The following is a 14,817-nucleotide window of genomic DNA, read 5'->3' on the forward strand; positions in this document are numbered from 1 at the left end:
GCATATTGTCCCTTTTATTCATCCAATTTTATAGAAAAATTTTCATACCTAAGCGTTAAGTTGGGGTTGTAAGCAGGATCATGAGAAATGAAATCAGACCATTTTGTTTTCAAATAATTCACTTCATTAGTAAATCGCTCTGCCTTTTCTGGGGTATCCTCGTGACCTCGTGTAATAGATTCATGATGGTATAACTCAGCTTCCGCACAAAGCAAATTACGTCTGCCAAGTTCCAGTACTCTCAAACAAAAATCTACGTCATTAAAAGCAACAGTAAGATCTACTTCATTTAAGCCATTAACTGCTTCATAGTCAGATTTTTTCACTAATAGACAAGCCGCTGTAACCGCACTAAAGTTCTGAGTACATACTGCACGAGCCAAATATCCTGGATGCTCTCTAGGGAAAAACTTATGAGCATGCCCAGCTCCCCCACCATATCCCATCACAACGCCCGCGTGCTGCACTAAATCATTTGGATACAACAACTTTGCTCCCACACAACCAATGTCAGGCCGCTGAACATGAGTGACCATATATTCTAGCCACTCAGGGGTAATGACTTCAATGTCATTGTTTACTAAACCAATGATTTCGCCTTTTGCATGGCGTACTGCAAAATTATTTATAGCTGAATAATTGAATGGCTTTGGGTATTCAAGCACATCTATATTTTCATGCTGTTTGATTGTCTCCAAATACGAAAGTGTAGCTTCATCATCTGAATTATTGTTGACAATTATAATTTCATATTTTTGGTACGTTGTTTTTTCTAGGATCGACTCAATACAAGTTTTGAGTACTTGTAGGCCATTGTATGTAGGTACGATAAGAGAAACCCTAGGGTAACGAGAGGGATTGAAAAGTGTTGCGGTATTACACCCCTCATTTAATGTTCTAAGTAAGCTAATTGGTCTGTGTATCAATACCAAAGGTATATGATCGACTTTAATCTCTGAATCAGACAAATACAAGTTTTTTAACCAAGTCGAAACAGTGTCTTTCGACAACTCTTCAAGCATAATTGTAACCCCCTGAGGCACAATCACACCTGTCCGAATATAGTTCGCAGATAACTGATAGTCAGGATTCCAATCAGGGTAAAAATGCGGCAACTGACGTATATCTTGTAACAATACATCAGTATCACAGTAGGTAAGATTTTTTAATGTTGGGGAGAAATGGCTCAAATAGCTGAACGCTTTTTCGTGTAGCACTTCGCCACTAAAGCATACAAACGATGGAAAATCGAACTTAAATGTTAAGCGATTGCTTTTGGCACCTACCAACTCTATAGCGAATCCACACGAGTCTTTGGCCAACCAAGTCTTACACAACTCGATCTCTTCTGTTACAACTAATAGGCGATCGATAAAATGGGCTTGAAGCTTTAGGGAAGACAAGGTTTTTTGCAAGCTCACAAAATCAAAAGTAGGCATCAGAATTACAACTACAAATCCTTGCTTGATAGCAATGTACTCAGATGCTAATCGAATTATCTGGTTTTGCTTTACTATATTCTTGTTGTAATCTTCAGAGCTCGGGAAGTAACCCCACTTGGGTATTTCGAAGGGGACAACATAATTTGGATCTATAAAATGCCTGTTTTTTTGAATAAGTGCAGCATACCAAGAGAACAAGCGTTTTGAATTCCGCAGTCGTTTGCTAACGAACCTAGGTAAAATTCGGTTTAATTTATGTGCAAAAACTGCAAGAACGCGAACCATACTTAATACTTCCAAAGGAGTTAATCTACAAAGCATTCAGCAAAAGTTTTAGCCGCTGCATCTGTCGTTAATCCTTTAGTCAGGTTCCATTGCTCTGTTCTTTTTTTATCTCGTTTTTCATGATCATATAAGTACTTTAATACAAGTGCTTCTAGTTCATTTGCCGAACGATAGACAATCCCATTGTAGCTGTTTTTAGCATCTTTGTTATTGTCGCTGATAACAAACCCACCCGCATTAATGAGGTCAATATACTTGTGGCTAACCATTCCCTGCTTTTTCATGCTTTCGTGATGGTCAACCAAATTAATAGTAGCACCCTGTGCAACAAAAGGAAGGTTTTTGTATGGCACGCTAGCTCCAATGCAATACGCTTTGGCACGTTTATCACCAGGGTAATTTTGCCAAGATGGGCCAATGATTTGAAATTTTAGTCCGTGCTTTTCCACAATAGGTAGAATATCCTCAACTATTGGACGCTTCCTAGGGACGCCCATGAAACTTATATCACACCTATATTCCTCCGGTATTTCAAGCAACGGACTGAGTGAAGAGAACGGCCTCATGACTCTGATTTTCCGTTGCGTATCAAAAGTCGAGCTAAACTTTCCACGCAACCACCCTTTAAACCGTCGTCTAGTCAAATAACGCCTAGCATACTCGCTGGTCACAAATATATGATCAAACTCGCGCAATGAATGTATTTTCTGCAAGTGACAATAGATTAGTGCTATGTTGTTTGCTTGGGGGTCAAACTGTCCTACTTTGGGGTAGTGCTTTTTTAAAGGAGCACCTAAAAAATATATACGATTTTTTGCAGCAGCCTGATGCACAAAACCAAGCTTTCTTAGAGAATGCTTTAAGTTTTCATATAAACGGTAGTCGTACCAACTCTCATCTTTGTGCGGAGAAGCAATACAATATTTATTCCCGCTCACAAGTTGAGTGCCCTTTGTTTCGCAATGTACTTGTCTTTTAACTTGTTAATCAACGGACCAGTCGGCCTTAATGAATGAGCCAGTTTAATCAGCAATACAGCCTCATCAACACTTTGATGAATAGCCTGTTGAGCCAAAATACGAATTTTATCTACATCATTACCGCATTCTTTTAATTTTTGCTGGCGAAAACGAGTAAAATGAAGCACTACTTCGTGAATGTGCACTCCCTTGAAGATTTCAACTAAGATTTCGTATTCATTACTAAGGTATTCGGACAATTGGGAGATTGATTGATGATATCGCTGAATAACAAAATTTTTCGCGATGTTAAGCAAGTCGTCACCACAAACCGACAGTATTCTTTCAATAGCTCTATTTCGTTCTCTAACAAAAGCATCGTTTAAGTTAATGTTTACTGTGTGCTCATATTGAGAAGGTAAGCCTCTTCTATTTCGTTTATACGGGAACCTATCGCTGGGACGGCCTCTGTACACCAAGGATACATACTCCATTTCACTTCTAGTTGCGCGATGGAACACAATGGCATCATACAGTTTTCTCTGTTCTTCAATTACAGCTTGTGGAGCATTTGAATCAAAAATAACGTATTCGCCGTTTGGCAATATGTAGCGCTTGCCTTGCGATATTTCGGGTATATGCAAATGCAATTGCTCAAATGATGTATCGAGTGGATATATGCATTTTCCCAACACAGACATATTTCCTGATAGCGTTTTGTCCAATAGACTAAACGAAGTCTCTTGGGGCAAATCATTTACCCAGAGGTTGTATATAATGTTTTGACTACCAAGTTCGACAATGTAATCATTTATCTTTCTGTTTATTTTTAGGTCAAACCAAAACTCATCCACATCTAAAAAGCTAATATGCGAAAAAAAACCTGATTTCCTTGCTTCATCAATAGCTAAAGCTTGGGAGACAAATTGAATGTTCCTGCTTACAGCTTCCGTACAAACATCAACCCAATCAAAAACTCGGTAACTTATTTGAGTGTACTGCTCACAAATTTTATCAAGTATTGCGATAGTATTATCACTGCTACGATTTACATGAACCTCTATATTGTCAAAACCAACAAACAAATGGTGAGCTAACCATTCCGGAAGATAGGCAGCTTCGTCTTTTGCGATAGTAACTAATTTAGATTTAATTTTTTGCATTGTTCTGCATATTCAAGTTGTACAACTCATTAGATAGACTGCTCAGTAAATCATGAACATTTATGTTGCTCATCCAACGAGAAGATGAAATGAGTAAAGGTTTCGTTTGATGATTGTCCTGATAATTTAGCATATTTTCCTTAAACCTTTTCTGCATCAACTTTTCTGCTCTGGTATCAATAAAATAGTTACCCACTACTTTCTTATGAGTATGCTCGCGAATTATATTTACCAATTCTGATAGGTGTACCCTATTCAAATTTCCTTTGTACTGGTTATATGCTAGTCTCACTTGACTGCCATGATAATCATATTTTTTTGCCATCACCCCGTTTAAGGCTCTGACTATTTCAATATCATGAAGCTGCATTGATTGATTTTTTGCAGTATCGTCAATTTTGCTCACTGAAAAATTATTATTCCATGTTAACCCGCATACTTTTATGAAATCTTGGAAAAGCGAATTGTTTGCTCTACTGGTATCATAGTCCAAAACTTTAACATTCTGTTTTCCAAACACGTTCACAAAGGTATTCAACTTCAAATCTGGAGACAGCATCTGGCTAGTACTTGGTCGGGCAAGGTGGTCATAGTAATATTCAAAAAAGTCTATCGTCCCGCCGTGTTTTATGACTTCTTGCCATATTGAATACAACTTGTAACTTGCCCGCCTCCAAGCAAAAACGATCACAATATTAAGCGGATCGAGAGACTCTCGCAGATACTCAAAATCAGCGATATCAAGAGAAATAAAATCCTCACTAGACAACAGAATGTCATGTTTAGAATCCAAAAAAAAAGCTTTTTCTACCGCATTTAGTTTTCTCTCTTTTACGACTGACCGAAAGCAATGGTGACCAAAAATATGTATATACTTTCTGGGATAAAAAAGATTTTGCTGAAAGCAAGCTCCAGTGTTGTCGAGCAAAAACTTTTGAATAGCAGTTGTACCTGTTTTATGCGGACCGACATGCAAAAACAATTTATTCAAATCTTACTCTCCAAAGAATGGGTAACGACCAAACTTACTCACTAAGGGCCCCCATTTGTTTACTTCTGTTATATTAAGTTGGTCTCGACAAACACAATTGTTCGGTAACGACTTGGCTTGCCATTTATCAACTGGGTGTAATACATGCATATTTGTAAGTCCGAAGTCACCACAAATTTGAGCGTCAGAGCGCACATTGTCACCAATGTGAATATAACTTCGCTCTTGAGCTTGTACGGCTTTCGACACATGGTTCCACATCGTTCCCGCGTCTTTTCTTAGACCAAGTTCACTACTAACAAACAATTTATAAGGAATACTAATTCCTATAGATTGTAATAAAGTTGCTATCTGATCTTCGGTATAATATGTATCGGTGATAAACCATATATCCCTATTTAACTCATGTAAGTTATATATCAAATCTACCATTTCTGGCTTTGCTCGAATCGACTTTCGATCAAACTCGAACTCAAGTTCACCCCACCCCTGAGCTTGACTATTTTCACATTGAAATTCTTCTGAAATTCTCTGATAAATCTCAACTATACTGACATCTCCACAAAACTTTCTCTCTACTCGAAGTTGATGCTCGACACTATTCCTCACCTCTACAAATTGCATTGGAGAAGAAACTACATCGCAGTTTGAGAGTACTTCTCCAAGCTTAAATTTTGCTAGATCACTAACTTGAAACTCTCGACTTAATATCGTATCGAAAATGTCAAAAGAAACTATTTCAAAGTTTTTGACTTCGTTGAACAACTGAATAGGAGGCTTGTGATAATTCGTGTAAATATAAGATTTATCTAAAGTAAACTTCGCGGTGGATGGATGATAAAACAGTTGTCTATAATTATTCTTTTCAACCAATAGCCCAACGGAGCGCTCCAATGCATGTAAATACGATCCATCATTTGGGAGAGGCTCTTTAGGAAAGTCCTTATAATTGTATGCGCGACCCAGCCATTGCTCAGCAGCCTTTGGTCTCAGCCAAAACATGCCACTAGCCGGATAATTTAAAAACCCAGTGTTAGTGCTAATACCCCACTCGTCGACAAAAGTTTGAGCATGAGACTTATTACAAGTCCAATGGTTGACCCAACTGGGCATCATCCAAAATGATGTCGGATAGTAGATGCCTATATCTTGATGTTCGTCAAACAAACGAAGAAGACATGAAACTACGTGAACATCGTTTAGTAAATACTCGTGCATATAGTCAAACCATTGAGTTTGTTCACGACCAGAATACAGTGACTTTTTTGAATGCACATGACACATCAAATCATACTCTAGGAGCTCTTGAGAAAACTCAACCAGGAAAGGACCAAAGTTTCTCCCTCTATTCTCCGCTTTAACGACCTTCAATTGTCGAATGCTCTCTATAGTCTGATACTTATCTTTTACCAGCTCAACAATTTCATTAGTCGACGCACTAACGAACACGTCTACCGCTATTGGAAATTTTGCTATGCTGCCTGCAAACTTTTCAATAAACTCCGAATAGAAAATATGTACAACAATAGCTACCTTTTGAGTTTGCCAAGTGTTGGTGTCCTTAGCAACTAGCGCACTTTTGGGAACCCAACGATGAGTTGCTGGCATGGTTTTTCTGTTGTCTTCTTCCCCATGGCAAATATAGTGAGCCAAGGCACTGGTATTTTGTTGGTACACGTCTAAATTCATTCTCATGTACCCTTCTGTATCAAAATTGGCAGAAGGGTTCACATTTGAAAAGCGAGTTTTTCGCACGGCATCTTTAAATGCAAGCATTTCGGTTTCAAATTCGCCGCAATGTGCCTGATAAAAATCGAGATCGAACACACCCGAGTCTTTTGCAGAACACAACATATCTTCATAATTTTTTTCAGAGTAACCGTACGCATCTTTCGGCAAGTGCAGGTTTAAATCATCGTTCATACTTTTTTTACAAGCCAAATAGTTGCAGTGGTTTCACGTTTTTATTTCCTGAAATGGCATCATCAACATCAAATAGAGGACGTAACACGCTTGGAATCATTTGTGGTGACGAAGTGTACACTTCGTACATTTCTTCTATTTGCACCTTAGAAAATCTGACCCCAGTTTGAAAAAAATGTACAACAGCCTCACACACCCCACGAAATACTGCTTCGAGTTCTTCAAAGTTTGCTTGTGTGTACGAGACTCGGCCGAACACAGGACGAAACACTTCTTTTTCTAGTAACGGATTAGACAACTTGTACATATCGATTAATTGCCCATTGGGTGCGGTTAGTAATGACTCCAAAAATAAGGATTTATCTAACATTGCATAGCCCCCACCCATTTTTACCTTATCTTTAAAAACTGAATGTATTTGAGCAGTAGTACCATTTTGTTTGTAAATACCTTGAGCAGTAGTGATGAAGTATAGTCCTAGTGTGTCGTGACCTAACAATCTCGTAAGCAACTTCTGAATAGTTCCTGAATACCCGACATCGACCAGGATTGGCTTATTTCCAGAAAACAAAGGCAGACTGCTAATATAATCTCGATACACGCCACGACTTTTTGCTACTGCATTATTTAACAAATCCAAGTGCTGATAAAAAATACTCGTTATCCGATCGAAGTCTTCCGGTAAAGAAACAACTTCACCTAGCAATTGCTTAGAAAAAATTTTTTGAGTAACCGCGTGCGTAAAGCCAAACCGAGCACAAAGAAAATCATCGATTGAACCTTCAAATTTGTGCTTACAGCTGTATTCCCAAGAGTAAGGATCAGCGATACAAATTCGAAACAAAAAGGTACGTGATGTAAACAAGTAAAACGCAGGGCGTTTTTCTATTAACTTATGCGCTGAAAGTGAACTAAAAATTTTTTTGAGAAAATACCCCTCTCTTGCCAAAAAACCTAATGGGGAATCCTCGTGTTCAGACATAAAGGTCTGTAGGTGATGCATATACTCACTGCACATAGGACCCAAGAATTGAAAACCAAAGTCGGAAAGTGCTATGGATTTGTGTTGCATGAAAAATATTGTTCTTGTGACAACTTAATCTAACTTTGCACTTTACCACATTGCACTGCAATTTCGTAAATTTAATATAGAGATAAAATCATGAACCTAGTAGCCGTATGCTCATTAAGGTTTAGTTTTTCCACAGTAATTCATTGAGTAGCTGGTGATAAGCTTCACGCTCTCTCATCAAATTATACTTTTGGACTATGGCATTTTTTTGTTGCGCACATAACATGTCACTACAACCTCTTCTTAATTCAGGCAACATTTGATTCAACTTCGCCAAAATACTATCTAACGAAAACTCACAAAGCACAGCGTTAGACTCACTTGAAACATACTCTCTGTTGGCAATGCAATCTGTCATAAGCACTCGCTTAGACAAATACATTGCTTCGATCCCGGGCAGATAAAACCCTTCGGTTTCATTTGGTAACAAAACCGATAAGCTTGCGCTTGCCATTGCACTTAATACTTCGTTCTTGGGAACCAAATGATCATGACATTTTACTTTCAAATTATTCTTCATACACCAATCAGCGATGACATTTCCTACTCCAGGGCGCTTTTTCGCGAGAATATATACATCGTGCGTATACGTTGAATTGATGAATTTAGGGAACTCATACCCCATGGGAATATGGATGCAAGGGCCATTTGCAAATGGCGAAATAGCCTTACAAACACTATCGGAAACACAAATCCTCACTGCTCGATGCTGCAAATAGTAAAACTGTTTATACATAGGGTTGGCATGCCTAAGATGCTGGACCAAACATATTTTTAACTGTCGCTGGTTATAAAACGGCAAATATGCTTCCCAATCAACTCCAGCCAAAAATACTATATCCGCTTTTTGAGGTTGGTACTGCCTCTGATATTTAACACCTGCCAAATTGTCAAATATTGTGTTTTTATCTAGTTTATTGGCAATATATAATTTACATTCAAGTTCATTCAATGCTAACGAGTGGTTTAAATAATCAAAAACTTTTTGGTGACCACCAGTGTAAGCTGAATAATTTCGATAGAAGCTGATTGACGTCAAAATCGAATATGGATTCAATAAATAAAATTGAGAATACCACGCAAATTACTATCTCCCAAGGGGATTGATGAAAGATAAACTAGTAAACCTGCATATTATTGGTGCACAAAAATCGGGGACTACGGCACTTGCCTATTTTTTGCAGCAACACAATAATATATATGTTGTTGATGGGAAAGAAGCACATATTTTCGACTCACCTGCTTTTTTACATAGCCACAAAAAAATGAAACATGCTCGTGTGGAGTACGCAGCCAAGTTGAGTCAGTATAAGGGCGAAGAGTATATATGTGACGCCACCCCTATAACCTGGTTTAGCCCTACGTTCTTAAAACATTGCTATGCATACAACAACGCGGCTAAATTTATCGTCGTTTTACGCAACCCTATTGAGCGAGCGTTGAGTCACTATCGTATGTCTGTAAACAAAGGGCATGAATCTCGCTCTTTTCTTACGGCTCTATTACTTGAGCACTTCAGATTAGCGAGATACAAAAATAACTTATCATTTCAATCACCTTGGCGTCACCAAAGCTATCTAACGAGGGGGTGTTATGCGCCACAGTTACGCAATTTATTCGATACAATACCCGCAGACCAAGTATTGCTCTTGAACCAAGAAGCACTTATAAAAAAACATAACACCGTGCTTAAATCCGTTTTTCAGTTTTTAAACCTCCCCTATCAGTCAATAGCACCAGAACGGATATTTTGTAGTGAAAAGACTAAAGTAACAACAAACATTTTTTTTGGAAAATGTTACGCAAAAAGTTACTACTGGTTAAAACGAGAAAATCACAAGTATTGGCGGGCAATTATTGAAAATGCTTCAAAAACTGCTGATGGACAAAACTGATTGTGTTCTCTTGTTGCTTTAACCGGTGTAAGAGCTTTATTAAAAAATGGTGTTGTGTATTTTCGCGAATGGAAAGTGCAACGTTTAATCCAGCACTGTTTAACCAACACATATAAGCTACAGGATAATAAAATGGTCGGTTTTGGATATCATCGAGAACCCAAGGTGGATAAGATGGCAAGGCCATATGAGGGCAGTCTGTATCAGAGTATAGTTCATTAAACGACTGCTCTCCTCCAAGAGCGGTATACCAAGACACAACTAAGCTCTGCCTAGATAAGTCACTACTATCATGAGCACAATGTAAAAAGCAAGACCATGTTGCTGCACAATCAATACTTTTATCACTATAAATCGCGCCTTTAATTCCTTTGCCATCCATTTGAATCAGTTTGCAGCCGATATTCTGAAAATAGTCTAAAGCTTCGCCATACTCAAATCTTTGCTCCTTGGTAAGCAGAATGTAAGTTTGTGCTTGCAGCTTTTTTTCCTTAAGTAGGGTATACAGCGCACCAAAAGCATAGGGTTCAAAATCGTAGACATATATCCTCAGAGACTTTGACTGTTCGGATACAGGCAAGGATGCTGTCGCGACCATTTTGTGGTAATCCGAACAGTCAATGTAATCCTTACGCTCTCGGATATTAAATAGAAAGTTATATACTGTTTCGGGCCACAGAGAGCGCCAATGCTCATGAACACAATAACGTAAACTTGCTTTTACATTGATACCAGGTAAGCTTTTCAAGCCTAAGTCCAACCATTTTCGGTTGTCTTTACACAACATGCACAAACGTGAATTCAACCTATCTAGCATTTTTCCTAAATCTTCATTCTCGTACCCAATCGAGAGTATTTGCTTGTAATCCAAAGAATGGGGAAGCAAGGCAAAGCGATGCTTAAGTGAAGAAAGGCCGGGCATGTCGTGGCTGTTGGCTGGTGCTTCGTTATCCGATTCACAAACATATATTTCGAATAACTTTGCAGCTCCTTTAACTAAATTGGCAAGTTTTTCGTGGGGTAATAAACGATAATATTTATACAAAGCAGTATAAGCATCTCGCAAGTTTATTTTTTGCTCAACAGTTAAGCTCATCTCCTCGGATTGTACTATGTGTTTAAAACAAAGCCGTAGCGCTTTAAAATATGCAAACTCTGCTATTCCAAACAAACCTAAATCTTTAGTTAGCTCCGCAATATGCATATATGCATCAAATGGCAGTGCCTCGAGCAGTAGCTTTTTAGAAAAAAATATAGAAAGTGACTCATTACTTACCAGGTTGTGAACATTGGCATCTAGTCTTAATGAATTTCTCGGAGCAGCACTCAAATCACCTAAACAGAACTTCTCAAGAAACTGCTCGTGGATCACAATCTCATCATCGCACATTTCATTGAATCGCTGAGGCAAAGCTTGAACAGAGCGCAACGAAAACGGATTTGGTTTATGCAAATTGGTATCACTCAACGCCAACCAATCCGTTTGAGTGTCGACAAACAGAAGCCAGTTGCGAAGATCAAAAGGCGATTGCATGTTATCTATACAGCGCTTTATATTTGCGCGCATTTTTAAAGTACGAGTAACAAGCCAGTGGCCTTGCATATGCGCTACTTTTGCTAGCGAGTCATAGTCTTGAACGCTCCCCAGCTCTCTCTGTAAGACTTCGTTATAGCTTTTACACGTTAATCGTTTAGGCGGAATTTGAATACATGCGCCACTCAACTCAGACCAAGTCAAACAAGATAAATCCAATCTTTTGTCGCTAAACAAACTTTTACCCTGTTTTTGGGTCTCGCAAGCAAAAGAAAATGCTCCCCCAGTTTTTGATACCTTCTGAAATGGCAAATCGGACAGACTTTGCAGATTTTGGTAACACTCCTCTAACTTAACTTGCAATTTGCTATCTAGGACTTTTTCACACACTAGCGGAGTCTGCTCTGTCAACATGTTGTCCTGATAGGTACTCAAATTGAACATCTCAGTAGTCAAATTTATACCCGATATTGCTGAGACAGGTGGCCTCCCGCCCTTTACTAATGCTTCTTGAGAGACAAGTAAGCAATCATGCGGGTGTGCTTTGACAAAATCACAAATAACCCTATTTGCAGACAGCCACATATTATATGGTAGGCTCGGATACTCCCAAAAGCTAAAATTAACAATGTGCTTGTTGATGTCATGGGCATTGTTGATTAAATGGCGACTATGGCGTTTTAGTAAAGAGTAAGCAGCTGTGCGCCAGTGGCGATAAATAAAAACAAACTTAATGTTTTTACCCCCAGCATGCTGCCAATCTTTTAGAAAATGCACAGCTCTTGGGTCTTTAACCCCTTGAATTATAGTGGAGTCGTTCTGCCTACCTTCTATGTAAGACTTAAGATAATTGCTTAACCATACTGGTTTTATTAATGGCTCACTATCGTGATAACGCCAATCAACACCATTTAGCTGATAAATTTTGTCATGCAATCTAACTACAGGCATATCTTCCACATGACCCAGTGGATTACTGAATGTTGCCCCCATCAACTCTTGCCCCATATTCATTCCATTTGCTAGAAATGTCTGAGCTAAAAGCGAGGTTCCACTTCTATGAAACCCTGTGAGAAGATAAAAATAAGGTGAACAACTTGGCATCGACTACTTATTGCTGTGACAAAACTTGCTGTAGTCTATCAGTTATTTCTTGTTTAGTATAAAACCCGAAGGTATTCATCGAGGTAATGTGATTTTGCGCTGCTCTCAACTTATGCAAAACATCTTCCGGAAAATGACGTTCTTGATATGCCAGCTCAGATAAAGACGGAGAGGTAATATTGAACTTCTCGACCAATGCTTGACCATTTGTTATGATAATATCTTCATAACGCACAGTGTTTTGGCGATAGGGCTCATAAGACTCACAAAACCATTCGTATATCGTGAACTGACGATTAAGCTCATCCAAACCTCGTAAACGGGATGCAAGCAAAGCGCTGTTTTGCTCACCTGCAGGCAAACGCCCTCTGCTAACTGGTAAACTAATCGTCCACCAAGATAACAGCACATCTACAGGGTTTCTCACAACACAAACTATTGGAAACTCTCGACGCAACTCGGTTAATAAAGCCGTAAACAGAGCATTTTGTTTAATAACGAGTTGAACATTCTTACCAATATATTGCTTCAGCAAAACACTTCCGCGGACTGCTTGCAACTTGCGCTTGCCGGTTGCTGCATCGACATTCAAGCCAACGGGGTTATTGACTGCCAAACCTTGTTTAGCGTCTCCCAATTCGATAGGTAAGCCCAGTGAAATGCTTTTCTTGATTTCTAAAACTTTGTCTTTTATCTGAAGGTAAGCAGGAGTCCTAGTATCCGGTATGAGCTTTGAGGGGTTGATAGGTTCGTGTAGTGCTAGAAAGACCTTTTGATTGTTAAGAATATTACAACATAATGTCGTGCCTGCTCGCGGCACCCCAGTTAAAAGAAACGTCATTATAATAAAAAATACCCAAAAATAAAAAAGGCCACTGTTAAGTGGCCTTTACAACATAGCATTTACTACGTTTACTGAGTGACAACTAAATCAACAGTGTCTGTAGAACCATCAGACAAATTAATCGTCTGTGTAGTTGCTTTGATGTCGCCTTGGTTTGCTTCAATTTCAATAGTAGCAGAAGTTCTTGTTCTACCATCAAGTGTAACAATATCAGATGCTCTGATTGCTAACACACTGTTTGCAGGAATAGTTCCTGTAGCAGCTGCACCAGCTGTCGCTGTAACACCAGTTTCAGTTCTAAAAGAAGTAGTGTATGCAGCATCTCGACTGCTAGAGTTTATTAAGTATACACGTTGATTGTAATCACTAAAAGTAGTTAGATACGGGATAGCAACAGATGTAGTATCGTAAGATATTACACCTAACGACCCTGAGTTACCAGTATCTGCCAGCGCTACACTATAACTACCACGATTTATAACGTCTTTCTCTGTACCATTCTCTAAACATAAGAAATGAGGTGTAGTAAGAGTAACATCTGCATTAGTAGTGAGTGTGTTTTTGTCTCCGTTTAGCGTAGATGCAACAGTACCTGAAGCACAGGCCGAACCAGTATCAACAGTCCACTTACCAAACGTAAAATCACCAGAAAACACTAGTTTTTGACTAATATCTAATACATCTGCAGTTGCAATGGCCATACTATCGTCCGGATCCAACGTGGTAGTTCCATTATAACCACTTACATCCATAGAGCCAACTGTAGCTAGAGTATCGCCAATTCGTCCAGGTGATGTAGAACCGTTATTTAGGAACTTCTTAAATTCGCTCGACACAGTTGCCTTGACATTCAGTGGTTTAGAAACAGTTCCGACCACACTAGTTGAGATAGACGCAATTTGACCAGTTTTAACACTAGAATTCAGCGAATTTGATTTGTTAGACGCTTGTGCAAAGTCTGTATATTGAGCAAACGTAATGGACGCAGCTTCCGTTTGCGAGATATCCAAGCTTGGAAGTGCAAGAACGAAGTCATCAGTGGAGCTCAAGGCCGCAGTAGAGATATCTACCTGAAAAATCGCAAAGGTTGACTCGTCAGTACCACCCTCAAGCAAGGTAACTGCCGCAACAGGCGATGGACTTGCAGAAGAAGTAATAGTTACCGAGTCGGCGCTACCGCCAGCACCATCACCTGCAATCGCTGAGCCACTATTGAATCTTGCATTAGTTAAATCATACCGTATGAAGCGAGTACCACCAGCAGCAATACCAACACCTGCGTTTACAAGAACGTTTAGTTCACCAGAACCACCCTGAACCACCAAGAAACCATCTTCTTCTACGTTTGCAGAACCGCCAGAAGCAATGATAGCAGCTCTTTCGTACACGAGGGCTTGGCTAGTGGTCGCATTCAAATCGATAGCGGCTGTAGCAGCGCCAGAGAATAAGGCTGCAACTGAGACAGCCAGTAATTTTTTATTTAGCATTTAAAACTCCTGAGAGTGTAGATTAAGTTTTTTTGTTTGTCTTGGCGCACTGCCAACATAGTAATCTGAGTGACTTTGCACCAGACATCCCCTATAAGGTACAACACCAATTTGTCGC

The 14,817-nt window shown here is 39.2% G+C and carries 11 protein-coding genes; 1 reads left to right on the forward strand and 10 read right to left on the reverse strand.

Annotated elements, in window-relative coordinates:
- Positions 1 to 14: 14 nt before the first annotated feature.
- The 7 genes from ACFOHL_RS09890 to ACFOHL_RS09920 all read right to left on the reverse strand — a co-directional run bounded on the left by ACFOHL_RS09890 (position 15) and on the right by ACFOHL_RS09920 (position 8,571).
- Positions 15 to 1,727, reverse strand: coding sequence for a glycosyltransferase family 2 protein (locus ACFOHL_RS09890; protein ID WP_376920061.1), 1,713 nt, complete (start codon positions 1,725 to 1,727; stop codon positions 15 to 17).
- 20 nt (positions 1,728 to 1,747) lie between these two features.
- Positions 1,748 to 2,665, reverse strand: a complete 918-nt coding sequence (locus ACFOHL_RS09895) for a glycosyltransferase family protein (protein ID WP_376920062.1) — start codon at positions 2,663 to 2,665, stop codon at positions 1,748 to 1,750.
- Complete coding sequence (locus tag ACFOHL_RS09900; protein ID WP_376920063.1) at positions 2,662 to 3,849, reverse strand: glycosyltransferase family 2 protein; 1,188 nt, start codon at positions 3,847 to 3,849, stop codon at positions 2,662 to 2,664. Before ACFOHL_RS09900 ends, ACFOHL_RS09895 begins: the two co-directional genes overlap by 4 nt.
- The gene (locus ACFOHL_RS09905) at positions 3,836 to 4,840 is read right to left on the reverse strand and encodes a hypothetical protein (protein WP_376920064.1); all 1,005 of its coding nucleotides are present in this window, start codon (positions 4,838 to 4,840) and stop codon (positions 3,836 to 3,838) included. Before ACFOHL_RS09905 ends, ACFOHL_RS09900 begins: the two co-directional genes overlap by 14 nt.
- Positions 4,841 to 4,843: 3 nt before the next feature.
- Positions 4,844 to 6,763 carry a rhamnan synthesis F family protein gene (locus ACFOHL_RS09910; protein WP_376920065.1) on the reverse strand — a complete coding sequence of 640 codons (1,920 nt, stop codon included), beginning with the start codon at positions 6,761 to 6,763 and terminating at the stop codon, positions 4,844 to 4,846.
- A 7-nt stretch (positions 6,764 to 6,770) separates the two neighbouring features.
- A complete protein-coding gene (locus ACFOHL_RS09915) occupies positions 6,771 to 7,745 on the reverse strand; it encodes an HAD family hydrolase (RefSeq protein WP_376920066.1) in 975 nt (324 codons plus the stop codon).
- A 211-nt stretch (positions 7,746 to 7,956) separates the two neighbouring features.
- Positions 7,957 to 8,571, reverse strand: a complete 615-nt coding sequence (locus ACFOHL_RS09920; protein ID WP_376920067.1) for a hypothetical protein — start codon at positions 8,569 to 8,571, stop codon at positions 7,957 to 7,959.
- A 370-nt stretch (positions 8,572 to 8,941) separates the two neighbouring features.
- Between ACFOHL_RS09920 and ACFOHL_RS09925 the strand changes: the two genes are divergently transcribed.
- On the forward strand, positions 8,942 to 9,730 hold the full coding sequence (locus ACFOHL_RS09925) for a sulfotransferase family protein (protein WP_376920068.1): 789 nt from the start codon (positions 8,942 to 8,944) through the stop codon (positions 9,728 to 9,730).
- On the opposite strand, the gene ACFOHL_RS09930 is transcribed toward ACFOHL_RS09925, so the two are convergent.
- The 3 genes from ACFOHL_RS09930 to ACFOHL_RS09940 all read right to left on the reverse strand — a co-directional run bounded on the left by ACFOHL_RS09930 (position 9,690) and on the right by ACFOHL_RS09940 (position 14,699).
- A complete protein-coding gene (locus ACFOHL_RS09930; protein ID WP_376920069.1) occupies positions 9,690 to 12,272 on the reverse strand; it encodes a hypothetical protein in 2,583 nt (860 codons plus the stop codon). The genes ACFOHL_RS09925 and ACFOHL_RS09930 overlap by 41 nt on opposite strands.
- A 103-nt stretch (positions 12,273 to 12,375) precedes the next feature.
- Complete coding sequence (locus ACFOHL_RS09935; RefSeq protein WP_376920070.1) at positions 12,376 to 13,209, reverse strand: sulfotransferase; 834 nt, start codon at positions 13,207 to 13,209, stop codon at positions 12,376 to 12,378.
- 71 nt (positions 13,210 to 13,280) lie between these two features.
- Positions 13,281 to 14,699 carry a hypothetical protein gene (locus ACFOHL_RS09940; RefSeq protein WP_376920071.1) on the reverse strand — a complete coding sequence of 473 codons (1,419 nt, stop codon included), beginning with the start codon at positions 14,697 to 14,699 and terminating at the stop codon, positions 13,281 to 13,283.
- Positions 14,700 to 14,817 lie beyond the last annotated feature (118 nt).

This window comes from Agaribacter flavus, assembly GCF_042646125.1.
GTDB lineage: Bacteria > Pseudomonadota > Gammaproteobacteria > Enterobacterales > Alteromonadaceae > Glaciecola > Glaciecola flavus.

Excerpts from the sequence above, each read along its gene's own strand:
- ACFOHL_RS09920 (WP_376920067.1), bottom strand. The coding sequence starts at position 8,571 with ATGTATAAACAGTTTTACTATTTGCAGCATCGAGCAGTGAGGATTTGT.
- ACFOHL_RS09940 (WP_376920071.1), bottom strand. The coding sequence starts at position 14,699 with ATGCTAAATAAAAAATTACTGGCTGTCTCAGTTGCAGCCTTATTCTCT.
- ACFOHL_RS09930 (WP_376920069.1), bottom strand. The coding sequence starts at position 12,272 with ATGGGGCAAGAGTTGATGGGGGCAACATTCAGTAATCCACTGGGTCAT.
- ACFOHL_RS09890 (WP_376920061.1), bottom strand. The coding sequence starts at position 1,727 with ATGGTTCGCGTTCTTGCAGTTTTTGCACATAAATTAAACCGAATTTTA.
- ACFOHL_RS09925 (WP_376920068.1), top strand. The coding sequence starts at position 8,942 with ATGAAAGATAAACTAGTAAACCTGCATATTATTGGTGCACAAAAATCG.
- ACFOHL_RS09915 (WP_376920066.1), bottom strand. The coding sequence starts at position 7,745 with ATGTCTGAACACGAGGATTCCCCATTAGGTTTTTTGGCAAGAGAGGGG.
- ACFOHL_RS09910 (WP_376920065.1), bottom strand. The coding sequence starts at position 6,763 with ATGAACGATGATTTAAACCTGCACTTGCCGAAAGATGCGTACGGTTAC.
- ACFOHL_RS09900 (WP_376920063.1), bottom strand. The coding sequence starts at position 3,849 with ATGCAAAAAATTAAATCTAAATTAGTTACTATCGCAAAAGACGAAGCT.
- ACFOHL_RS09935 (WP_376920070.1), bottom strand. The coding sequence starts at position 13,209 with ATGACGTTTCTTTTAACTGGGGTGCCGCGAGCAGGCACGACATTATGT.